This window comes from Bartonella sp. AC70YNML, from assembly GCF_042196545.1.
Classification (GTDB): domain Bacteria; phylum Pseudomonadota; class Alphaproteobacteria; order Rhizobiales; family Rhizobiaceae; genus Bartonella.
Genome location: NZ_JBHIQK010000001.1, coordinates 480,220 through 504,926 on the forward strand (window position 1 = coordinate 480,220; position 24,707 = coordinate 504,926).

The 24,707-nt window shown below is 39.2% G+C and carries 18 protein-coding genes and 1 tRNA gene; 3 read left to right on the forward strand and 16 right to left on the reverse strand.

Features of this window, described 5'->3' with window-relative positions; translation table 11 throughout:
* Positions 1-14: 14 nt before the first annotated feature.
* The 4 genes from pgl to ACFIMU_RS02120 all read right to left on the reverse strand — a co-directional run bounded on the left by pgl (position 15) and on the right by ACFIMU_RS02120 (position 5,092).
* Positions 15-767 (reverse strand): 6-phosphogluconolactonase, encoded by a 753-nt coding sequence (gene pgl, locus ACFIMU_RS02105; RefSeq protein ID WP_375606452.1) that lies wholly within the window; start codon positions 765-767, stop codon positions 15-17.
* Between the two features lie 10 nt (positions 768-777).
* A complete protein-coding gene (gene zwf / locus ACFIMU_RS02110) occupies positions 778-2,250 on the reverse strand; it encodes a glucose-6-phosphate dehydrogenase (RefSeq protein WP_375696781.1) in 1,473 nt (490 codons plus the stop codon).
* A gap of 119 nt (positions 2,251-2,369) precedes the next feature.
* Complete coding sequence (locus ACFIMU_RS02115; RefSeq protein ID WP_375609062.1) at positions 2,370-3,659, reverse strand: NAD(P)/FAD-dependent oxidoreductase; 1,290 nt, start codon at positions 3,657-3,659, stop codon at positions 2,370-2,372.
* A gap of 5 nt (positions 3,660-3,664) precedes the next feature.
* On the reverse strand, positions 3,665-5,092 hold the full coding sequence (locus tag ACFIMU_RS02120) for a glutamine synthetase family protein (protein WP_375606455.1): 1,428 nt from the start codon (positions 5,090-5,092) through the stop codon (positions 3,665-3,667).
* 1,610 nt (positions 5,093-6,702) lie between these two features.
* Between ACFIMU_RS02120 and ACFIMU_RS02125 the strand changes: the two genes are divergently transcribed.
* The 3 genes from ACFIMU_RS02125 (at position 6,703) to ACFIMU_RS02135 (ending at position 10,283) form a co-directional block, all read left to right on the forward strand.
* Positions 6,703-8,124 carry a coproporphyrinogen-III oxidase family protein gene (locus ACFIMU_RS02125; protein ID WP_375696782.1) on the forward strand — a complete coding sequence of 474 codons (1,422 nt, stop codon included), beginning with the start codon at positions 6,703-6,705 and terminating at the stop codon, positions 8,122-8,124.
* Positions 8,125-8,134: 10 nt separating this feature from the next.
* Positions 8,135-9,355: an MFS transporter gene (locus ACFIMU_RS02130; protein WP_375614152.1), complete on the forward strand. Its 1,221-nt coding sequence runs from the start codon at positions 8,135-8,137 to the stop codon at positions 9,353-9,355.
* Between the two features lie 781 nt (positions 9,356-10,136).
* Positions 10,137-10,283: a hypothetical protein gene (locus ACFIMU_RS02135; RefSeq protein ID WP_375608561.1), complete on the forward strand. Its 147-nt coding sequence runs from the start codon at positions 10,137-10,139 to the stop codon at positions 10,281-10,283.
* Between the two features lie 46 nt (positions 10,284-10,329).
* On the opposite strand, the gene ACFIMU_RS02140 is transcribed toward ACFIMU_RS02135, so the two are convergent.
* From ACFIMU_RS02140 to ACFIMU_RS02195, 12 genes are all read right to left on the reverse strand, one after another.
* Positions 10,330-10,719, reverse strand: coding sequence for a hypothetical protein (locus ACFIMU_RS02140; RefSeq protein ID WP_375608560.1), 390 nt, complete (start codon positions 10,717-10,719; stop codon positions 10,330-10,332).
* A 558-nt stretch (positions 10,720-11,277) separates the two neighbouring features.
* Entirely contained in the window at positions 11,278-11,616 is a 339-nt protein-coding gene (locus ACFIMU_RS02145) for an NADPH-dependent FMN reductase (protein WP_375606460.1), read from the reverse strand.
* Positions 11,617-11,876: 260 nt separating this feature from the next.
* Positions 11,877-13,220, reverse strand: coding sequence for an MATE family efflux transporter (locus tag ACFIMU_RS02150; protein WP_375695254.1), 1,344 nt, complete (start codon positions 13,218-13,220; stop codon positions 11,877-11,879).
* Positions 13,221-13,342: 122 nt separating this feature from the next.
* Positions 13,343-13,519, reverse strand: a complete 177-nt coding sequence (locus ACFIMU_RS02155; RefSeq protein ID WP_375686372.1) for a hypothetical protein — start codon at positions 13,517-13,519, stop codon at positions 13,343-13,345.
* 553 nt (positions 13,520-14,072) lie between these two features.
* Complete coding sequence (locus ACFIMU_RS02160) at positions 14,073-14,342, reverse strand: hypothetical protein (RefSeq protein ID WP_375686371.1); 270 nt, start codon at positions 14,340-14,342, stop codon at positions 14,073-14,075.
* Positions 14,339-15,259: an MFS transporter gene (locus tag ACFIMU_RS02165; protein WP_375686370.1), complete on the reverse strand. Its 921-nt coding sequence runs from the start codon at positions 15,257-15,259 to the stop codon at positions 14,339-14,341. Before ACFIMU_RS02165 ends, ACFIMU_RS02160 begins: the two co-directional genes overlap by 4 nt.
* 405 nt (positions 15,260-15,664) lie before the next feature.
* Entirely contained in the window at positions 15,665-18,862 is a 3,198-nt protein-coding gene (locus ACFIMU_RS02170; RefSeq protein WP_375696783.1) for a DEAD/DEAH box helicase family protein, read from the reverse strand.
* Between the two features lie 28 nt (positions 18,863-18,890).
* Positions 18,891-20,828, reverse strand: coding sequence for a site-specific DNA-methyltransferase (locus ACFIMU_RS02175; protein ID WP_375696784.1), 1,938 nt, complete (start codon positions 20,826-20,828; stop codon positions 18,891-18,893).
* A gap of 1,112 nt (positions 20,829-21,940) precedes the next feature.
* The gene (locus tag ACFIMU_RS02180) at positions 21,941-22,069 is read right to left on the reverse strand and encodes a DUF2924 domain-containing protein (protein WP_375686367.1); all 129 of its coding nucleotides are present in this window, start codon (positions 22,067-22,069) and stop codon (positions 21,941-21,943) included.
* An 829-nt stretch (positions 22,070-22,898) separates the two neighbouring features.
* Positions 22,899-22,975: transfer RNA gene (locus ACFIMU_RS02185), tRNA-His, on the reverse strand.
* 138 nt (positions 22,976-23,113) lie between these two features.
* Positions 23,114-24,196, reverse strand: coding sequence for a quinone-dependent dihydroorotate dehydrogenase (locus ACFIMU_RS02190; protein ID WP_375609059.1), 1,083 nt, complete (start codon positions 24,194-24,196; stop codon positions 23,114-23,116).
* Positions 24,197-24,247: 51 nt separating this feature from the next.
* Positions 24,248-24,541, reverse strand: a complete 294-nt coding sequence (locus ACFIMU_RS02195; protein ID WP_375606464.1) for a hypothetical protein — start codon at positions 24,539-24,541, stop codon at positions 24,248-24,250.
* Positions 24,542-24,707 lie beyond the last annotated feature (166 nt).

Here is a 24,707-nt window from a genome sequence, read left to right on the forward strand (position 1 = left end):
AGAGAGATTACGTTTTATTCACCTTGTGTCGCATATTTTGATTCACTTATTTCATTTTCTGCAGGCGACCAATAAACCTGAACGAGATGAGGGGAATTACGCAAAATTGCCCGAATAGGCATTTCTGTTTCAGCCCCATCTTGACAAGCTTCCTCAAAACAATCGCGTTTCTGAAGACCCTCGAAATGGAGAATAATGCAACGAGATTGCATAATAACTGGCAAAGTTAGTGAGAGTCTTGGTTCAACAGCACTCTTAGCATGAAGGGGTAAAACAAGTGCTTGTGTTCGTAAATCAAGCGCTTGCTTTAAACGATCAGCATCAGGAAAAAAAGAAGCCGTATGTCCATCCTCCCCCATTCCTAAAACAACAACATCAAAGGGTTTAGGCAAAGTATTAACACGACTCGCCGCTGAAAAAGCAGCAAGTTCAGCAGTAATTGCTTTATGATAAAGCCCTACAAAACGTGCTTTTTCTGCAAAATTTTGTAACAAATGACACCGTACCATATGTTCATTTGAACGTTCATCGTGTGTAGGGACAAAACGTTCATCGACCAAAGTGATAATGATCTTTTGCCAATCAATATCCGCTTTTGACAAATAATGAAAAAACAATTCTGGTGTTTTACCACCAGACACCGCTAAAACTGCTCTATTACGCTCAAGAACAGATATACTAAGCTCTGCGGCTACTCGATCTGCTAATGCCAAAGCTAAAGTCTGAGGGGTTTCAAAGTCTAAACGATCAATATTCATTCTATACATACTTATTGCTCTAAACTAAATTGTTCCATATACGTCCATCACGTTCTATGAGGCTCATCGAAGCAGACGGCCCCCACGAACCAGCGTTATAACTGTGAACAGGCTGTTTTATTGTTTCCCATCCCTCAATGATTGGATCAATCCAACGCCAAGCAGCCTCAACTTCATCACGACGCATAAACAGTGTTTGATCTCCACGAATAACATCCATTAATAAACGTTCATAAGCATCAGGATTACGTTCAGAAAATGTGGAAGCAAAACTCATGTCTAATGGAATGTGACGAAACCGCATACCGCCATAACTTGGATCCTTAATCATCAACCATTGTTTTACACCTTCATCAGGTTGGAGACGAATTACAAGCCGATTAGAAAAAATTTCATCTAAATCCACATTAAAAATATTATGAGGAATAGGTTTAAAAACGACAACAATTTCAGACATTCGCGTGAACATACGCTTACCTGTTCGTAAATAAAAAGGCGTATTGGCCCAGCGCCAGTTATCAATCTTAACCTTAAGCGCAACAAATGTTTCGCTCTCACTCGCTCTTCCCAGATCATCAAAATAAGACTCTACAGATATACCATTTGATAGACCAGAAAGATACTGCCCACGTACAGTATGCTGCCCTACATTATGGACATCAAGCGGTGTCAAAGAATGTAAAACTTTAAGTTTTTCATCGCGCACAGCATTAGCACTGTTGGTAAATGGTATTTCCATCGCAACCAAACAAAGTAACTGTAGCATATGGTTTTGAACCATATCGCGTAGAGCACCAGTGCTTTCATAGTATTCTGTACGCCCCTCTAACCCTAAAGATTCAGCAACGGTTATTTGAACATGATCAATATAATTGGAGTTCCATAGCGGTTCATAAAGTGTATTAACAAACCGCAATGCCATTAAATTTTGAACAGTTTCCTTCCCAAGATAATGATCAATGCGAAAGATCTGCTCTTCATTAAAGGCGCTTGCAAATACATTATTAAGTGAAATAGCTGTTTTTACATCGCAACCAATTGGTTTTTCAATGATAATCCGTGTTTGTGCTGTCACCAAATTATTTTTTCCCAACTTCATCGCAATATCAGTAAAAAGTGACGAACCAACAGCCAAATAAAAAGCTCGAATATCCGCTGAATCTTGTGACAGAAGGAGGGCTAAATCCTCCCATCCTCGGTTCGAGGAAACATCAACAGAAACATAGCTTAAACGTGCAAGAAAACGATTGAGTTCTGTTGAATTTAGATCTTTTGGATGGATATGTTTTTCTAAAGAAATGCGGACAAAATTTTGATATTCTTCACGACTTAGGGAAGTGCGCGAAACCCCAATAATACGTGTTGGCTCATTGAATTGCCCAGCACACTGACAATGATACAAAGCCGGCAAAAGCTTGCGCGACGCCAGATCACCATTGCCACCAAAAACAATACAATCAAAGGAAGAAACTGGAATAATTTTACGCACCATGAACTTGTTTATTTTCCATTCGATTATGAAATCCCATATCACTTATAAAAGCTTTCATCATTAAAGCAGACAGATACTAAATAAGCCATTAATTTTCTTCATTTCAAGCAATGTTTCCATTAAAGGCGATCCATTAAAGAAAACCAATGCATTGCTAAAAATATAAGCGGATAACGCAAAACGCGTCCCCCCGGAAAAGATGAAATCTTTAAGTCTTGGAAATAGGAAAAACGTTCATATTTTCCAGTTAACCATTCTGCATATAATTTTCCCACGAAAGGAGCCAACATAACGCCATGCCCTGAATAACCACCACAATAAGTTATCCTTGAGAAAAGTTGGCGAACATAGGGCATGCGCTCAACTGTAATCGCTACCGTTGCTCCCCACCGATGGCTTAAATTGATAGAATGTAATTGAGGATAAATTTCAACAATTTGCCGTTTTATACGTTCATCTAAATTTAGAGGATGCTTATTATCATAACTTTCTACACCACCAAATAAGAGACGATTATCAATGCTTTTGCGAAAATAGCGAACCATAAAACGGGAATCATCAACCGATTCCCCCCCTATAAGAATTGAACTATGCTTTGGTAATGGATCCGTTGCTCCAATATAAGAGCGAATAGAAACAATATTTTTTTCAATAAAACGCTCCAGACCAAGTTTATACCCATTTGTTGCAAGTAAAACATGTTCTGCTGTTACACTGCCTTTTTCTGTTATCACTTTCCAATGGGCTTGCTTGCGCCTTATGGTCGTTACTTGTGATTTCTCATAAAGCTTAGCACCAGCATCTTGGGCTTTTTTTGCCAATCCAACAACCAATTTTAAGGGATTTATATGGCCGGTATCCGCATCATAAATACCACCACAATAAAAAAGCGATCCAAGTCGCCTAGATGTTTCAGCCCTATCCATAAAAGTAAGAGCCTGATAACCGTAACGTTGCATCACCTCAATATGCCGTTGATAAGAGAGAAGATCACGCCTTTTATGGGTCACAGAAAGTTGTCCTACTATCAAATCACACTGACAATCAGGCATCGCGCATAACGATAAAATATCTTTTTTAGCTTCTTCTGCTAAATCAAACAGAACCTTACTGCGCTCAAAACCATATTTTTTCTCTAATGTTTCTACCCACTGCCGTTGCCCCGTTCCTAATTGACCACCATTGCGCCCTGAAGCGCCATCACCAAAACGTGATGCTTCAAACAAAACAACATCCACTCCAGCTTTGGCTAAATGATAAGCAGCTGAAAGTCCCGTAAATCCACCTCCGATAATGACCACATCACACTGTCTGTATTCATCAAAACATGGATAAGAGGGGCGCTCTTTTAAAGTATCTTCATACCAAGAAATTCCTGGAGAAATTGGATTATCATCAATCGTTGTCATAAAATTTAAACATTCAGCAGGAGATATTCACGCTCCCACGGACTAATTACTTCCATAAAAGTTTCAAACTCTTGTCGTTTGATTGCAGCATAAGTACTGACAAACACATCCCCTAAAATAGCATGTATTGCTGTATCTTGTTCAAACAAATTAACTGCCTCAATGAGTCCACGCGGTAACTCAATATTATCAGCATTCACATTATTTGTCGTTGGCTCATCTGGCTCAATTTTTTGCTGTAAACCAATGAGACCACACGCTAAAGAAGCTGCAAGAGCTAAATAAGGATTCGCATCTGATGAAGGAAGCCTATTCTCGACACGCCGCGCTTGAGGAGCAGAACGAGGAACACGAAAAGCTGTCGTCCGATTATCATATCCCCACCGCAAATTAACAGGAGCCGAATTATCAGGTACAAGACGTCGATAAGAATTCACGTAAGGCGCAAGCATCACAAGAACCCCTGGCATATGTTTTTGCAATCCACCAATAAAATGCCGAAAACAGACACTTTCTTCACCATTCTCCTGTGTAAAAATGTTCATACCCGTTTTCTTATCAACGACCGATTGGTGAATATGCATCGCAGAACCTGGCTGCCCCTGAATGGGTTTTGCCATAAATGTCGCATACATATTATGTTTCAGTGCTGCTTCACGAATTGTTCGTTTAAACATAAAAACTTGATCCGCTAATTCAATAGGATCACCATGACGTAAATTGATTTCAAACTGACCTGCTCCTTCTTCATGAATGAGTGTATCAATTTCCAATCCTTGTGCCTCTGAAAAATGATAAATATCATCAATCAAATCATCAAATTCATTCACACCAGCAATTGAATAGCCTTGCCCTCCACCAATTGAACGCCCAGAACGACCAACCGGTGAAACTAAAGGGTAATCAGGATCGGGATTTTTTTGTACCAAATAAAACTCAATTTCTGGTGAAACAACTGGTTTTAAACCCATTTTTGTGTAAAAATGAACCACCGTTCGTAAAACATTGCGTGGTGTATAATCCACAACCTGACCATTTTGATACACAAGATCACAAATCACCTGTGCCGTAGGAGCATCTTCCCATGGCACAATGCTTAACGTAGAAAGATCAGGCTCAAGGCGTAAATCACCATCTGCTTTAGGATATTCAAAACCATGACCATCTTCAGGATAATCCCCTGAAATTGTTGCCATAAAAACTGCTGAAGGCAATGCCAATGATGTTTCCGATGTAAATTTTTTAGAAAGCATCATCTTACCCCGTGGAACTCCTGCTTGATCAGGCGTAATACATTCAATATCCTCTACCTTACGAAAAGAAAGCCATTGTGAAACCTGTTCCCAATTATTCACACCACGTAAACTTTTGAGAAAACGAGAGACAGGTTTAAAATTCTTACTTTTCGTTTGTTTAACATTTTTTACAGCCATAACATACCAACTTTAAAAACAATTAAGTCCTATTTTTATTGTATCAGCCCATGCATAAACGACACAAAAAAAATTTATCAACTGATATTTTTGAAGAATACTATAAGATTCATCAAGGTAAAAGAATTTTACGCTCAACAAGCTATCCTATCACCATCAAGCTATCCTATCACCATAGTGAAAATTGGTACTGCACGCGATACATCGGTCGAACCTTCTCCTTATATAAAACAGTGCGAAATACCATAGGGAACATAACCTAATTCCGATTCAAATAATCATATACAAGCAAACATTGGCGAGAATAATAAAGACGAGATATTTAATTTCCTTTTGGTTGTAGCAATGCTTAATTAAAAGAAAAGAAACTTTTTTAATATGAAGCAAGTTTTGTAACTCTATTGTTATCCACATAGAAGTAAACACCCTAGGATGGTGAGTAGCCTTTACAGCTAGTGCTTACAAACACTCACCCCGCCATAATATGCGTAAATGTATTTTCAGGATAAGTCATACGCTCAACATTTCCGACATAAAACTTAACCATCGCCTGCATAACAGAGCTATCAACCTTGTTCTGAGCGGATGGTACGACTCTGCACTTATATCAATTCCCACCGCTTGACATTGCACTTCGCACACAATATTTAGAGCTAAGAATCCAGTAGAGCATACCAAATCCAATAGATAGGATTTTTTGCTAATTGCGCCATGCGTGATTCAACATTTGATAATCTCCAGCCCACTAAGAGGTGTGTTATTTATATCTCAAAAGCCCAAAAATCAGGATATGAAAACACAATAATATCAATTTTCTTTGAACTAACGTCCTTCATCGTCGATCTTCCACCATCGTAAAATCTTTTTTGTATCAGTTGCTTTCACATACTTTGACTTATGATCTCGTGATACTGTGCAGACCGAGCACACGCCCCCATGCAAATGCACCCTATTAAGCCTAATCCTATTGGATTCTAGCAAAGACAATGCAGCACGTAACTTCGTCGCAGTCATACCAAAACGCGATCTATCCCCGTTTGCCAGTACATGACACAATCTCAATGAGATTTTAGGTAATATGTCAAAATGGCGAGCAAGAGCGATGATGTCATGTCATTCGATAATATTATCACACTGGACATTTATATGTTTTCTAATAGATAATTCTATCTCTTCTCGAAGTTTTACAGAGATATTAAAATCTCTACCTTTAAAACCATCTTTTTGCGCTAATGATATTTCATAACCAGACGCAAATTCCAAGACCCAGCAACATAACAATGATGTCCCGCACGTCCATTAAAATACCCTGCTTTTTCTCGCTCTAGGCATTCATAGCCCGACCACGTAAAACAGGGTACCAATTACAATATCAGACCATAAGACTGCAAGAGAAAGTTCTTTTATAAATAGACATTTTTTATCTTTCCATTGCCTCTTAAACAAGCTATCCTGTTCATATAACAAGTTATATGTATAATACATATAACTTCTACAAAAGGAGGATTCATTATGTTCCGTGAAAATCTTTGGTAATACACTCGAGCGATTGGATAACCAGTCGCCCGTCAATAATATAGTGCGAGTTAAGAAATTGGGGGAGATAAGCTATGCAACTCGTGGATCATCCTTTTGTGAAATTCAATCAACCCAAGCCGATTTACAACTTCACATATCCGCTATTTCGCACTATTTCAAATGAATTTTACAATTACCTAGACTTTAATAAGCTAGCGCAAAGTAAGCAGATTCCACAAGCGCGTACCATTTCTCTTTATTTGCATATTCCCTTTTGTGAAACCATCTGTTCCTTCTGTCCCTTTCAGAAAGGGGCCTACAAGCACGTTAAGCAAATCGAATCTTATATGTCAGCGCTTACCACAGAGATCAGAAACAAAGGAAATTTCATTCGCTCGCTTAAAGGGCCCATCCGCAGCATCTATATAGGGGGCGGCACACCGTCGCTTTTGTCTGCAGATAATATCCGCCACATCGGAAAAGTATTGCATGCCGAATTTGAGCTCTCTTCCTTAGCCGAGTTTACACTGGAAAGCGAACCGAAGAGCGTCACACGTGATAAACTTTATGCTGCCCGTGAGATCGGCGTTAACCGGATCAGCTTCGGTATACAGAGTTTCATTGAGCGTTTCCGATCATTGTTTAACCTCACCTCAACACGTGAACAAATCAACAATACCGTAGCTTGGTCACAAGAGATAATTGGACATGTCGGTTTAGACCTACTATATGGCATGCACAGCCAACAAGCCGAAGAACTATTATACGATTTGAAGCAAGCAAGCGAGCTTCACCCTGAAACCATCAACCTCTATGCAATCAACAATCTGGCTATCACGTCGCAACTGCATAAGTCTTACGCACAAAAAGGGTTGAAACCGTCCAGCCTACAGCATCGACAGATGCTTCGATTATTTAGCGACATCGTTATGCGCAGCTGCGGCTATGCGCCGTGTAATGGGCATTCCTATATCAAAATTTCCAATAACACTCCTCTAACGCTCGCTAAAACGAGTTCAGCTAATTATTTCCGCTATCACAAATATTTGCATGGTTATCATGATGATTATGTGGTTGGCTTTGGGGCGTCAGCACTGTCGATTCTCGGCTCACTCGTCACACGAGCCAATCCCAGTCGAAGCGAATACATTACCGACATACAACTTAAAGGCAAATCCAAAGTATACTACAATTGGGTATCAGCGGAGCAACAAGCCTCCAAGGCTTTGTGTATGCGGCTACCTTATAACGGCTATGCAAAAAAAGAAAGAATTGACTGGACCGCACTCCCCTCTTTTGTATACAATAACCTACAACAGCTCATAGATGCAGCTCTCATCGCAGAAAGTGATAACGATCTCCAGCTCACTCAGCGTGGTTGGCAATGGTATTCCAACCTTATGTATTTTCTTCTCCCTCAGGAAGACAGGAATATCTTGGACGACTATGTCGCAAACATGCTGAATACAACCGCCGTACTTGATGGAACAGCGGAAACCTGTGTGGCATCTTAAGGAGAACAGAATGTTCACGCTTTTTGCCAACAAGAACATACGCTATTTTTGCCTAACCGTTAGTCTGCTCGCCTTACTCAGCGGTGCTTTGCGCACTGCCATCCCGCTATTAGCAAGACAATCTGGATATGGCGTAGTCGGAGTAAGTTGGGCGCAAGGTCTCTTCTCATTAGCGTGGCCAATTTTCGGCATCCTTGCAGGCGTTTTACTTGATCGCTGCGACAAAATAAAACTTGCCACCTCAGCTCTCTTCATCTTCATGCTACTGCATATTGTCCTGTTCATACTGCTCATGATACAGATTACTCCAGCTGAACAAATTTTCTTCTATGCAACCATTGCTGGATTCATCGTCGTTTCTGCCGAAGCTTATATAATGACGATTCCACCACTTATCATGGAGGGAGAGCGATTGATGACCTTCTACTCTATTGTCTTGTTTTTAGATTTCGGGGTCTCCTATTTTCTTGCCCCTGTCATAACAAGCAGCATTTTAGCGCATAGCACACTGCTATTTCTCGGCCTGTTAATCGTGCTTTTTATCGCATTGATTTTTACCGCTCGCCATGCTGTTCCGACATCGCCAACACCTGATAAAGAAAACATCACTTTCCGTTATATCATTGCCGGCTTTCGTTTCATTTTTTCAAATCGGCATCTTACCTCCCTTACATTACTCACATTCTTTCTATCGGTGGTATTTGGAGCATTCCTAACCTCATTCATCTTCTTCGTTACCGACAGTCGGTATCTGGGCCTACATAGCAGCCAATATGGCGTGATGTTTGCAGCCTACGCACTTGGAACAATGGCAGGTGCCCTATTTGCGCCGCGTATACGCTATGCACCGGTGCGCCTAGCTGTTCTCACTGACGGTTTAGGAACGGTTGTCTTGCTGCTGATTCCAGCCTTTTCAAAAAGTGCTGTCGTCGTATGGGGCGTCACCTTTATCGCTGGCATTGGAGCAAGCTTATGGTTTATTGGTGTTACCGCCTTCAGGCAGCGCCTCACACCAAAGCAACTTCTCGGGCGAGCTAATTCTGCTTTTCGGGTGATAGGCTATGCTGGAACGCCGGTCGGAAGCTTTTTGGTCGGCGTCCTTGGTTCTTTTATATCATTGCAGTTTGCTGCCACCTTTATCGCTGGACTACTATTGGTGGCTATCGCGATAACGCTTCCATTTCTTTGGCAAGCTGATCATATAAACACCCCCAACCCTGCCACGAGGTAACAGCTGCTTTTAAAAAAAGACACGGTCAAAAAAGGCACACATACCCTATTACGCAATCGATTGATTTATTCTTTGGACGAGAAAATTATCACCATAATGGCTGATAGAGCCAGCGGCACTATAGAAGCAGCCAAACAAACGCTAAAGACAAAACAGCCCCTTTACGTTGCATTGGGCGATGATCCAACGCCTATATGAAGGATGCAGAGAGCTTATAGCGTACGAAGTGCAATTCTTAACTAAAAACTCCGCCCTAGCAATGCCTACTTATACTCCAGTTAATCCGTCACCCGCTGGACATCAAATGCCTCACCCCTTTACTGCTCCTCAAAATACATTTTGCTTCACTTACGCGCCGTATTCTTCCTTTGTAATTAAAAGAGCAGCCCTCCTTTCCTAATTTATGATCTCTGCCTACACAACGCAGCAACAGATACGACCATATATGCAATCACGCCTTAGGACCTGCATAGTAGAAAGCTTAGTTCGAGAGATTCATAAAGCCTATATCCCAATAAATTTGCCGCCCAATCCATCTTTTAAAAGGGCGGTTTTATATAAACCGTTAGAGCAAGCTATGAAATCCTTAGGTGTATTAGAAATAATTGGCGGTTTTTACCTCAGACCAATGTTGATTGACTTTTACTCGTACATATACGCAAGCGGTGCTACTCTTTTCTCAGATAAAAAGGACATAATCGTTACCATCTGACCTATTATTGTTTGAAAATAAAAAAAAAGTATCAGTACGACTGATGATATTGAAGAGCTATCTCATTATGTGGCTGTACTTAATTACGGCATTGGGAAGCTAGACACGCAATCACCCGTTTCTGCGCGCCTTCTGCATGATATTCATAAGATTTTATTACGCGATAAACGCGGTACGTCCAAAAGCCTTGGCGAATTTCGCAAAGCACAAAATTAGCTTGTCGGTACGCAACTAAAGACAGCCTCATTCGTACCGCCCACTCCTACCACAGCCCCCCTACTCTCTCTACTACCATCCCCCGCTTAGAATCGCGCCAACTCATCACCGGTGCCTCGTTAAACGCCACACCAGTCTCAAGGGCGGTAAAATGCGCCTTGCCGCATTTAATCTTCAGCATTTCTTTAAGACGCAAATCAAACTCGCTATTCGTTCCTTTTGTTTCCAGCACAAAGTAAAGCTTTTGTTCGCCATCCCGCTCTAAAAAAAACGTCCAATCAGGCGTGTAAGAGCCAATGGGAGTAGCTATTTTAAAACTTCTTTGCAGTTTAAAAAACAATCTTACATCAGAGTCGTTATCGAGATTTTGCGCAAACTCTTTCTCAATACGGCTCTCACAAATCACATGATCATAAAGACTTTTCTCATTGATCACCGCCGGCCATATGATCGCCTTTTCTGACCTAATTTTACAGATGTGGAATCAATCTTATTGTGATGCGCACATCCAGAGATTATTTTATCCTCTGCATTAGAACCAAAAACATAAACAATACGCAAGCGGCTTCGGTAAGAAGGCCAAAAGCTCAATCTCAACCTACACGAAAATGCATGTGCAGGCGAATGCCCCCATAATATGCAATATTTCAAGCACGTCCATAGTGGTACCCCTTTTAAAAATTGTGCCTATGGCTTATAATAATCTCCAAGATACACATTTAGCCCTTATCTGAAATAACTCGATTTTGGATTGATGAGAACGAAAACGCGCTGCAATAATCACGTTATTTAGCCCTAATGACCGGTACACGGAAGCCAACAGTCCTGCACCACCAACGACTAAATAACGGTATTTCCTATCATTTTTGATCATATCCTCCACCCTTATTGTTTAAAAATATATATTTCATCAACAAGATGTGCGCAGCGAGCCCGTACATTTACGCTGCTAAGTCTCCATGTACGGTTTTCATTCTCAAACGCAAAACCATCTTTAGCTGAAGCAACTTGATATTGCAGTGCCTGTCCATAAAGCATATGCACAACTAGTACCAAATATACACAGGGCAGTGCGCATTTTTGGTTGTATTGTCATGAGAGAGAAGACCAAAAGCTTTATCCAAAAAGCACCATAATCTAAATTATCAAGAGCATTCTTCAAAGTCTCTGAATAAGACCTGTAATAAACAGGATTTGCAAAAATAACACCGTTAGCGACTGCAATTGTTTTAACAAATGCATGCACTTCAGCACCGCTGATTGTATTGTAATAACTTATAAAAACAACAACTTTTTTAAATGCCTCCTCAACGGCGTATGAATATAAGCACATTTTTTCTCGTCATTTTTTAAGGTATTAAACTCTTCCAATCTACCGAACTTACTCTTAAATTGAAGCCGAATGATTTTAATAAATCCATATTATTTTAAAATTCAATAAAGAATATTGAGGCTACAATCAAAGGCACTTCTTTTCAATATTAAGCAAGTTTTGTAACCTATATTGTTATCTCCATAGAAGTAAAACATCCTCTATGGACGGTGAATAGCTATGCCTTCACAGCTAGTGCTTTACAAGCGCTTTTATAACACTCACTCTACCCCAAACATAGGATTGCATTTTATTAAATAACCCACGCGCATATAATTAAAGATAGAAACGATTAAGCTTGCACCAATCATGCCAAGCCAATAGCCAATAAAGTCATATTCAAAAAAATGCGCCATTAGCGCTCCCCCCAATAGGCCTAACCCCCAATAACTTATTGCTACAACAATTGTTGACCAAAACGTATCAAGCAAACCCACAAGTATGCCATTGAGCATAGCTCCTAAAGTGCCAAAAGCAAAAGACAATAAGATGAATGGAAGCAACTCCCAAGAGAAAACAATAACGCGTTCTGAAGAAATATTAAAGATAGTTGTAAGGATAAATTCATAAGAGAGATAAACAACCACTGATAAAAATAAGACATAAGCTACAGCAAAAACTGTGACACTTATACGCAACTGTTTTAGAGCCATATTATTCCTATCTGCTCTATACCACGCTGCTATTGTCGCAGCTGCGCTGGAAATTCCCAAAGCCACCACAGAAATAAGCATATCGAGACGCATCCCTATCGTATGTGCAGCCAAAGATTCGACCCCATAAGCCGTAATCATAAATGCAATGACCGAAGGAAAGCCTTCCGCAATAAGAATACGTATACCAATGGGTAGCCCTACTCGCAGCAATTTTATTATTCGTGAAATCTCTAACTTTGGTCTCAAATAATTAAAGCGAAAAGAATGAAAAGCAGAATTGCGGGACAAAATTATTGCCGCAGCGATAACAATTAAAATACGGATCAAACTGCTCGCAACTCCAGCACCAAAGACACCTAATCCGCTCGCAGAACCTATACCAAAAATAAGCGGCCAAGAGATAAAAAAATTCACGATGATAGCTGCAAGCATAACCCAGGTTAAAGGCTGTGGATTACCAATTGCTGACAGCAATCCCCGGCTATTCACATAAAGATAAAAAAACACCCCTCCTATAGCAGCACCACTATTATATTCCTGCGCTATATTGGCAATTGTCCCATCTTGGCCGAGAAAACACAAAATATTCCTCGTGTTGAGTAAAATGATCGCACTCACCGTTCCAATCAAAAGGGAAAGCCCTATTCCTTGATCAAACCATGCCTTTAATGCATATCTATCTTGTCTACGAAAACTTTCCGCAAGTTTTGGTGCAACCGCGGTAATAATACCTAGCCCAAACAACATAACAAAACTAAATATACTCAGAGCTAACATTGTACCACTCAAGGCTTGCACGCCTAAATGCGCTACAAGCGCTGCTTCTGTGAAGGAAATCATCATCTGAGAGATAAACCCAACAGCCAGTGGCATGCCAAGAGATAGCAATTGCTTCATCACAACAAACATTGTGAATACCCTTCCATATTGAAAAGTGTATGAAGCTCGGATCTTTTAAACAAAACAATTGATTTGTTCCGTAAAATCTTTCCATCGCAAGTCTTGTGTAAAAGATGCATAATGAGAACGCATTAAGGTAAAAGGAGAAGCGCAATGCGCCTTATTGTTTTTTTTGGAATGCCATGCGTTTTTTGTACAACATTACACCCCCAAGCAGTTACAGTCGTTGATACAATACTCTTAGCAAGCGTTTGTTCGTCTTGCACATCCATTTTCAGTATTTCCAATAAAATTTTTTGGTACTGCAAGTAATACACCTGTGCTAACCTTTGCTTACTCGCTGCTTACATACGTAAAAAACAAAGCCGACCAAGTTGTCAAAAAACACAGGCATTAGCATTTTTACAATCCATTGTGCCTATACACCAATTAAAAAAGAGCGGTTATGATACATAAGACACCTCGATGCCCCACCGCTACGATCTAAAATTATGAAACTTTAGTTCAACAACCAACGCACAACATTTTACGGACGCAAAAGCACCATCTAGCACTCACTAGGAGAGCATTCTATAACTATACGCACCATGTCCACATCACAAAACCTATAGAGGCTTCATATGAATGATTGCCCTTCCCCAAAATAATAATTTTGGCCGCCTCCGAATCCAATCTGAAGTATTCATTTAACAACGCATCAATATCATATCCTCTTGATATGCTCATTCGCGATATTTCTAGCTAATAGCAGCACAATCATTTGGCGCATGCAAATCGATAAGCATCTCTACTAAAAAATCCATATAAGATGACCCACACACTATTTTTTCCTGTGTCTTTATGTAAGTCATAGGCAAAGTCCTATTCAACTGTATCTTCACTCTCAAACCTCCTCGTCTTTATTAACTTTTTATCAGTATAAAGCCAAGCCAAATTAAGCGGGATAATTAAACATATACAAATCAAGGCAAAACAAAAAGCTGCTTCTATACAAATATTATTTGCTAACCAACTAATCAGTACAAGCGCTAAAATACCAAAAATACGCGCAAAAAAACTAACAACGGATAAAACCGTATTTGCATTATTTTGTTGAATATGTTTAAAAAATTCTGCTTCAAACTGCGTCATAGGAACAGAAAAAAACTGTGAAATACGGTGAATAAAATAATAGGGGCCCTGCTGTTTGCAACGAGAAGCAGAGCAAGCATAACAACAGCACTCAGGACGAGTGAGCACAAAATTATCACCATAGGAGCATATTTTTGCATAAGATATTTAATTACAAAGCGATTAAATAAGTATTTTACGAGAGTATAAGACACAAAGCACAGGCCAAGAATAAGAATTTTAGTCTTTCCTGTCGCATTGTCTAATACTCCTGTCTGTCCCAAAATAAAAGGTTGCCAAAAATGAAATATTGGCTGCAATGCAGCAACAATAAAACCACATATCAATATATAATATAACCCGATTTTTGAGGTAACTAAATAAGTAAAAGCTTCTGTTGCATGCAACAAAGAACCCGAGTCTATTGACTGACTATCCGAAGCGGATGCAATACCTATCCCCGTCACCCGACTAAACAAGAATACAAGCATGAGAAACCCGAAAGAACAAAAATAATATGCCGACTGATAATTATCCATACACAAAACAATAAGAACACCTAGTACACCAGCAATCATATTCATGAATGCCGTTAGTTCCCGCTTATAGGCATTTACTTGGTGGTCGATCAAACTACTCTTGTAACCACCGCTGTCGATTAAGCCTTTAATCCATGTGCTATCAGAACCAGAAAATAAAACAAAGCCTAAAGCATAAATAATTTCTGCCGGAATTAAGACAGAAAGATTAGGCGCGTAGATACATAAAAAGAAGAAGAGCGAAAAAAAGAAACATGAAAAGATAACATTTTGTTTAACGCCGATTTTATATCCTAAAATCCCACAAGGCACTTCAAAAATACAAATAACCGCGCTAAACACAATTTGCAATAAGGCTAACTGTGCTATATTAACGCCCATAAACAAGAAAAAAAGCATGGAAGGGACCTATAATCAGCTGGACCCCGCTCATTGCCCCACAGCCATAGAGCAATTTTTTAACTTCATAATCTATTGTCATTAATATATCCAAAACCTATAAAGCTGGCGGTTTTTTTGCCGCCAGCTTTATATATTTTAAAACCTCAATTCAGAAGGGCACATCGAGCAGCCATTTTCTGCTCACTTACTCGAGCTTTGAGCGCAGCAACATCAACACGCTTAATTTTAATTTTTTTCAGTGGATTATACATATTTTAGTTTTCACAACTTTACCCCCGTATTAAATGAAAACAATTAAATTTAACATGAAGTGTACATTATAGCTACCTTTTGTCAATTTATTATCTTGATATAAAAAGCTTTGCTCTCCCCCTCACCCACGTTAAGTATTTCATGCACCAATCATTCTGCAACAACCACCGCAGCACTTGGAAACTCATGCGCCCCTTCGGGCAAAGTACGCTTATATTCACGCCAATTTATCACCGGCTGGTCGTTAAACGCAACGCTCGTTTGCAGTGCAGCAAAATGCGCTTTGCCGCATTTAATCTTCAGTAATTCTTTAAGGCGCAAATCAAACTCGCTATTTGCCCCTTTTGTCTCCAGCACAAAGTAAAGCTTTTGTTCGCCATCCCGCTCTAAAAAAACCGCCCAATCAGGCGTATAAGAACCAATAGGAGTGGCTATTTTAAAACTTCTTGGCAGTTTAAAAAACAATCTGACTTCAGGATCATTTTCAAGACTTTGTGCAAACTCTTTCTCCACACTACTTTCATAAACCACATGATCATACACACTCTTCTCACTTATAACAGCTGTACGCTCTAAATTTTCCACAAGCTCTTCACTGGTAAAAAGCTCTTGCACACTATATTCTTGCCCGACCAGCTTTAAATATTTAATGCCATCAATTGTAAGATTAACATAGATTTTATTGAGTATTTCTTCTATGCGCTCTAAAAAAGCTTGTGGATTTTTCACAAACTCATGCTCACGACCACTCTTTGTCAAAATACCAATAATTGTCTTTGCGGTTAATTTTAGCTTTAAGGTCAAATAATGTACAATGTTCGGCAGTGCACAAAAACTATAATCAAGCGCACTTTGCTTTAATAACTGCTCTTCATAGGTTACACCAGCACTATCCAGTTCTATCTCTGCTGTCTGATAAACCAAATGCGCGGGCGCAACTGGTGCCATTTTTTCCACTGCATCCACTGCTTTGGCAAAAAACTCTGTGCGATCAAGCTTTGCACGATAAGTGGTCTTTTTATTGATCTTCTCCCACAAGGACAAAAACTCTGGCGAAGCCACTGTTTGCTTTTTAAGCTTAACCCGCACTTCGCGCGTAGCATTACGAATAATCGGCATAGCTTGGCTCGCTTCTAATGCCTGCAGCACAGCCCGCTTTTGCCCTTTACTAAAACGTTCACTTAAATCTAACGTCCCAGTCGCCCATTGCGCTTTTAATGTATCTGTGATTTTTCCTGCTGATGTAAGCAAGGCCTTTTCACGCAACTCAACCAATATATCAGCAGCCTCTTGCGAAGACAGAATCTTTGTTTCCGTTACAGCTGTCATATAAATCAGATCTTGCAGCATCTCAACATTAATAAGCGCGCCCGAATTAGTTTTTTTAACAATTTCTTGACGCAATTCGCGTGGTATTTCTTCCGCCCCCATCGCTTCAAATTCGCTCGCCACTAAATCTTGATCTACTTTAACGACACCCGCCTCATCAATAAAATCTTTTGCAACAAGTATTTTAACAATTTTTTGTGCTTGCGATACTTCCACTTTAGCGGCCACATATTTTACATCTTCATAAATACGGCCAACCAACTGCTCCATCTGCAATGTACCAAGTTTATAACCAATATCCGCCTCTAATTCTTTTTGCAATGTACTCACAAACTCAGAAAAGCTTTCATTCACCATGACATGCAGCACATTTATATCTTTATCTTCTACCTGTTCACCCTGTTGGTTTACGCACAAGCGCAAACCGCGACCAATCTTTTGCCGTGCGGTAAAGTTCGACTTTTGCTCAATCAACATACACACTTGAAACACATTCGGATTATCCCAGCCTTCTCTCAAGGCCGAATGCGAAAAGATAAAACGCAAGGGGCATGCAAAAGATAATAACCACTCCTTATCACGCATAATCGTGTTATAAGTGTCATCATCAGCTTGGCTATCGCCCTTTGTATCCTTATACACGCCTTTCTTGTCTTGCGAGAAATAACCACCGTGCACGTTTCGAACATTTTGCGCAAACTTAGTTCGCAAGAAGTCATATTTCTTTTTCGCCAACAGCTCTTCATAACATTCTTCAAACATACGCTCATAAAGTGCTGGCTCTTCATCAGAGCTACGATATTTAGCCACCTCATCAATAAAAAAAAGTGATAAAACTTTAATCCCTAAAGGAACAAGCCGCAATTCTTTATCTAAATGTGTTTCTATAGTGCGATAAATTTGCGCGCGTTTAAGCTCTATTATATTCACATCACCAAGAGCGTGGCCAAATTTGACAACTTCAGTATCAGAAAACTCAACAGCTTCATCCCCCGCCATGCAATTGATACCCGAAACAATATAACCCCTATAAAGCTCACGCCCGCCAGTAACGCGATACAGATCATCGCCTTGTCTCACTGTAACTGTTTTGCGGCTCACCGTGCCATTCTTTCCCGCAATATCCAACTCTAAGCGCGCCTTAAAGCCATGTTTGTGTGATACGGATTTCAAGGCAATATAGGGACGGTTAAAATCTTGCTCTATCTGATTAGAAGAAACACAAATTTGCTTTACAAGTCCTTTTTTATAAGCATCAACAGGTGTTAAACGATATAAAAGATTAATCTCATCTTTATGCGTGGCACTATAGCGGAAAACACAAAGCGGATTAAGGCTCGCAATAGCCTCCTTCGCTTTTGCTGTACTATCCACCGATTGCGGTTCATCTATGATCACAATCGGATTTGTATCTTGGATATAGCGCATAGCACTTTCGCCATTCAGTCTATCTTGCGGAAGGTTGATAATATTTTCTGCTTTTTTAAATGCATCAATATTGATAATCATAATTTCAATATTGGTAGAACTTGCAAATTGGCGAATTTGCGAAAGATCTTTTGAATTATAAATAAAATAACGATAGGGCAGATTATCAAACTCTGCTTGAAAATGCTCCCTTGTTACTTGAAGTGATTTATATACCCCTTCGCGAATAGCAACACTTGGTACGACGATAATAAATTTGGTAAAACCATAGCGTTGATTTAACTCAAAAATCGTCTTGCTATAGACATAAGTTTTGCCTGTTCCCGTTTCCATCTCAATAGAAAATTGCTTTTGCTCTAGCGTCTCACTCGCCAAGAGTTTATTGTTCTGTTGCACCTCTTGTAAATTTGCTAATATACTTTCATCACTGATCAATAATTGATTACCATAACCAAATTCATTTAACGCTAATTGTCCTTGTTCTGAACACAAAAAAATAGAAGAATCTCGTCGTGGTTGGCCTTTAAATAAATCAATGACGCTTTTAACCGCATCATTTTGAAATTCTTGTTGTTTAAATTTAAGTTTCATATCGACGCCCCAATCGTCTCTCTATAGTTTAAATTTTATCAAAACTTACTTCATTGTCTTTAAAGATAAAGTCGCAATTAATAAGCGCCTCATCACTTTTAAAAGCCGCATCAAGCGCTACGATTTTTACGGGAAAATACTTTATCATCTCTTCCGCATCTTCGGGTTCAAAGGGCGGATCTATGGCTATAATCACTAAGACATCGCCTTCGCTCTCGCTTATATAATAGAATTTTTTGCCATTGATTGGTAAAGGATAAATTTTACAATCCAATGGCCAACCATATTTAAGTATGATCTCGAAGATAATATCTTGATGAGAGCGCTCGGGTTTCACCCCCCGCAAAATATGATCCAAACGCATTTGTAATTGTTCTTTAACATCAAATGCATTCGGATCAATCGGGCTATCGTCCCATATGGAAAAGTTGGAACTATCGAGCTCTAGCACGCGAAATCCGGTATCTAAAGGCTGCTTGCTTCTGAGTTCTGCTTCATGCTTTTGCTTGATTTGTGCACCAGCGCGGCGAATACGTTCGCTACCTATATCGCAGATAGTTTTATAACCAGCCTTATAAGCTTCGCTCTTCTCATCACACAATTCAGGCAATTGCACCATGATGAATTTGCGATTGCCACCATCTTCGGCATTCAAAGCCATCACTGCATGCGCTGTTGTACTAGATCCAGCGAAAAAATCGAGAATGATGTCGTTGTCGCTGGTGCAAATGTGCTTTATTAAATACTCAAGCAGCGCAGTAGGCTTTGGATACTCCAACAATTTTGCACCCAACAATTGAATCAATTCCGAAGAGCCTTTTTTGGTACTCCCAATCTCCAGAGGCAGCACTGTTTTGGGATGAACCGTACCTCTTTCTTTTTCATAGCAAACACGACCTTGCGCATTAAAATAAAATCGAGTGACTCTTTGTCCCTTACTATCAAAAGTTTCTTTTCCGCCCAGCCATGACATAAGCTGGTTCTTCATAGCCCACCCTGCTTTAATAGTTACATCTTCCGCTAATAAGCCATTCTCAAAGCGCAATTTACCTGCAACAACATATTGCTTCTCTAAGCCCCCCAACTCATCAGGAAACTCCGCATCTGTTCCTTCAAATTGAATGCTTCCTTTAGGAAACAATACTTCACTCGCTGGATTTGCAGCCGAGATTTTTTTTACTGCCCTATCACTGATAACTCCACCGTCTAAATCTTTAAAATAATTTAGGGCTGTCTTATATCTTGCGTAAACAACAATATATTCATGCGACCGCGTGAAATGCCCTGCTTGCGTTCCGCTAGACAAACTCCACACCAATTGCGCGACAAAATTCTCCTCGCCAAACACTTCATCACAGAGCTTACGCAAATTGTGCACTTCATGATCATCAATCGAGATAAAGATCACACCATCATCACGCAAAAGCGTCTGTGCCAAACGCAAGCGCGGATAAATCATATTGAGCCACGCCGTATGAAACCGCCCCATTGTCTCAGGGTTTGACTTCGTTGTCTGCTTGGTTACTTCCTTATATCGCGCCAATGGGTCTTTAAAATCATCATCATAGATAAAATCATTCCCCGTATTATAGGGCGGGTCTATATAGATCATCTTCACTTGGCCAAAATAAGCCCGCTGGATAAGTTTTAACACTTCAAGATTATCGCCCTTAATATAAAGATTATGTGTATTATCAAAGTTTACGCTCTCCTCGCGCTTCGGACGCAATGTCGCAAGTGAAGGCTTTTGCGCAAGCTTTAAACTTGCTCCTTTGCCCTTCCATTCAAATTTGAACTTCTCAAAATCATTATCAATATATTCACCGCATAGATTAAGAAGCTGATCTATATCCAGTTTTCCCTCAGCAAAACATTGCGGAAAGGCTGCTTTTAACTTTTCTATGTCTGGATTAATAGGGCTTTGACTCATGCCCTCTATTTTATCTTCACCCGCTATTATACTCATCTTTGCGCTTCTCCGTTACGCTTAGTATAAAATATGTCTATGAATATTTCTTTTGTACGTCGCAATTCCTTTTATCCTATTTATTTCTATATCCTCTGCAAACTTACTTTCATGAAAAGTGTCGTATAAGCTGTTCTCTTTATTTTTTAAAGTTTCTTGTGCTTGTTTTATGTCTTTTTGCTTACGCAAGTCAGCTAGATCAATTCGCATTACCACATTTTGATCATTTTGCTTTTCTTTGATTTACTCTGCAAAAGCAATAATTTCGCGCTCTAAATTGGCGCACTTTTTGGCATAATAAAGGCGGCGATTTTATATTTTTTGTGTGCTATTATGGCACTTACAAATATTATCAATAAGCTTATCAATTGGCACAAACACATCCAAAATATGTCTATCTTTTAGTCTTGTTATATTTCTAACAAATCGAAGAGCTGTATCGTCAATTTGACGACATGCCACCATAGGTAATTTTAAAATTGCGTCACATGTGGCTTGGTCAAGCACATACAAGACTATCACTGCCAACTAAAACATAAATTTCTTCATCATTTATTTCGACGCAATAAAAACCAATTTCACAAGGAATTATGTCGACATCCACTTCTAGTTCTCCCTTGTCCGTGCAAGCAAAATTTGCTAAAATACCTTTTACGGTGTGTAAGAACACCCTCAAACGCCCGCCAGGAGGCTGAAAATCCTTCCCATGCCATAAAACGCTTTGCTTTTATAGGTTTTATACTGTGTGTCAGATTCATAATAAAATATAGCTCTTGTCATTTTTTCCCTGAATGATTTGTATTGCCTTATCAATCATATAATTAGGCTCATGTGCAAACCATGCTTTTACAATCTGCCATAGGAATGTATTAATCTCTTGCACTCGCTCCTTAAATATATTGTGTCATAATTTTTACATTATCAGCAACGTTGGTATTAATTGCCAACCTTCATAACAATAAGCTTTAACAAAGCTTTCGCCTGCTTCTTTTTGTCGTCTAGTGAATTAAACTCTTGCTCTAAGCCTTCTTCAGTGAATTTACGTTTATATATAGCGCCGCGTATTGGTTTTATCGTTTGTTTAAGCACCTTTCTTGTCCACTGTCATCCTCTCATCCCCGCCCTACAAAGCCAAAAAACAAATAGCCATTCCAATTGATGTCAGTAATATATTTGGCAATAGCTTTCAAGCTTTTGTAAATCTTGCCCTCATTGATAGCCTTTTGGCACCACAAGCACATGATGCGTTTGGCCTAAATAATCGTCGCGGCGCAATTGTGTACCCAAAACGGGCGCTTTTCTTTTGCGTGCTCTTTATTTTAGCCGACTGTTCATCACGCAAAAAGATCAGTGTCTCTTAACTTAAACCACCATATTCTAGCACTTTCATACGATAAGCCCGCTTCATAGCCAGTGTTGCTTTATTGCACCACAGCACATCCTCACTGAAATAAGTGTGCTATAAGGCTTTGGATTCCTACATTGATGTATACTTTACAGTGGCTATTTCTTGCTCTAATTGTTTACAACTCACTGTCTAATCCTCTTAACACATGAATGTTCTATTTCCTCGATTAGTCCAGAAAATAGTGTGTGTTCACAAAGTTAGACAAAAATGCAATTATGTCGAAAAACAACCAACGCTCAGCGCAAAAAAATAATTTATTCTTTTGCATTGGATAGCTTCCCCCCCTCCACGCTTAGAACCAATAAACCTAAGCTTATTGATCACGTTTTTCTGTATACCTTAATCGATCAAACACAATTTAAATAAACTCCTCAATAATGACGGTGTCTACTAACTATACGCCTAAGCTTGTTACTGCTATAAGTCTACCGTGCCCCCAAAACGATAAATTTATATCCTATTGAAAAAAATAATAAATTTAGAAGAGGACTTTTTAAAAAAGTCTCCGCTCAATGAGATGTTTTGGCTATTTTGGGCGAAAAGAGAGAAAAATTCACTGTCTCAAGGAACTTAAGCTACGTTAGCGATCATATGCAAAAGAGGCTGAGAAGTGCAGATTTCTTAAAGAAACAAAAGAAATGAGAATAGTTTATAAAGGAAAATGGTACGGTTGGTGGGATTTGAACCTACGACCTCTGGTGCCACAAACCAGCGCTCTAACCAACTGAGCTACAACCGCATAAAAAGAAAATGTACCATAACTGTTCACGATTTTGTAAACATTTATCCTTTGCTTATGTGACATAAGGAAAATCAACAAAGTTTGCAAGCCCCTTTAAAAAAATCTCGCAATTTTTTGTGAAGAAAAAAGCGTTTTTTACAAAGGAAATTTTGCCCAATGCTCAAGACTATGATCACGATAGCTTTTTATGTTATCAACTCCATCTTGTTGCATCATCTGCAAAATCTCTTGCAGAATAGTTATGACAAGATCTGGACCTTCATAAACCATCCCACTGTATAATTGAATCAAATCTGCACCAGCTTTTACTTTTTCCAAAGCAGTTTGTGCGTCCTTTACACCGCCAACACCGATAATTGCAATCTCCTTCCCTAACTTTTGACGCATTTTTGCAAGCACAATAGTAGAACGTTCAAAAAGTGGACGTCCAGAAAGCCCTCCCTCTTCATTGCTGAGGTGACTATTGCTAAGCCCCTGGCGTGAAAGAGTTGTGTTAGAAACAATCAGCCCATTAAAATTAGAAAGCTTTATTTCTTCAGCAACATCATCTAATTCTTTCTCTGATAAATCAGGAGCAATTTTTAAAAAAATGGGAATGGAGAATCCATGCTTTTTCTCTTGCTCATTTCGCACTTGCGAAATTGCACTCAACAAAAGATGCAAACTGTCACGGGCCTGTAAATCACGTAAGCCTGGTGTATTAGGAGAAGAAATATTAACCGTAAAATAATCAGCAACATCATAAAAATGAGCAATACCAACAGTATAATCACCAATCTTATTAACCGTATCCTTATTGGCTCCAATGTTAACGCCTACAACACCAGTTTTTTTACACGCGCGCAATCTGTTGTAAACAACTTGATGTCCATCATTATTAAAACCCATTCTATTAATAATTGCTTCATCTTCTTTTAAACGAAAGAGTCGTGGTTTAGAATTTCCAATCTGAGGCTTTGGTGTCACTGTCCCAATTTCTGTAAAACCAAATCCTAAACGAAAAACACCATCCACAACCTCTGCATTTTTATCAAACCCCGCAGCAAGACCAATAAAATTTTCAAACTCAAGCCCAGCAACAGTTACACACAAACGTTTATCGATAACCTTTTGACAGCCATTTAATCCACTTTTCAGCCCGAGAATCGCTAAACCGTGTGCTTGCTCTGGATCCAACATAAATAAGGCAGAACGGCCAATACAACGAAAAAAACTCATCAATCCTTCTCCACAACATAAAAATGATCCATCGCACCTCACCTATATCTTTTAACACAAAAGATTACCAATCAAAGAGAGCATATTATCCAAATAATACTGCTCTCTTCTATAAGAAACTTCAGCATAAAAATCCATTAATAACCATACACATTTATATTGATGCATACCGTGTAAAAACTTTTTATTCTTTAAAAAACGTTTCTCTTTTTTGCTACTGTTCAGAGATAAACTTTCAAACCTAAACCTTATAAAATGCAGCACAAATTGAGACATCAATGGCTCTTCACCAAAGCCTTTCTCTTCTTTCTTATAGGTAAGCTTATACCCCCCTTTAAAAGGCAAAAAAATTATCTCTATTCTCAAAGTTACTTTGTGTAATATCATATAATATATTGATTTTAATGATAGTTAATCGTTATTCATATTGAATAAGAATCCCGAATATCGTAAGATTGTCTCATTTCAAATCTGTTTATCTTGAATCAATCAAAACCATTCGCTTGCACGT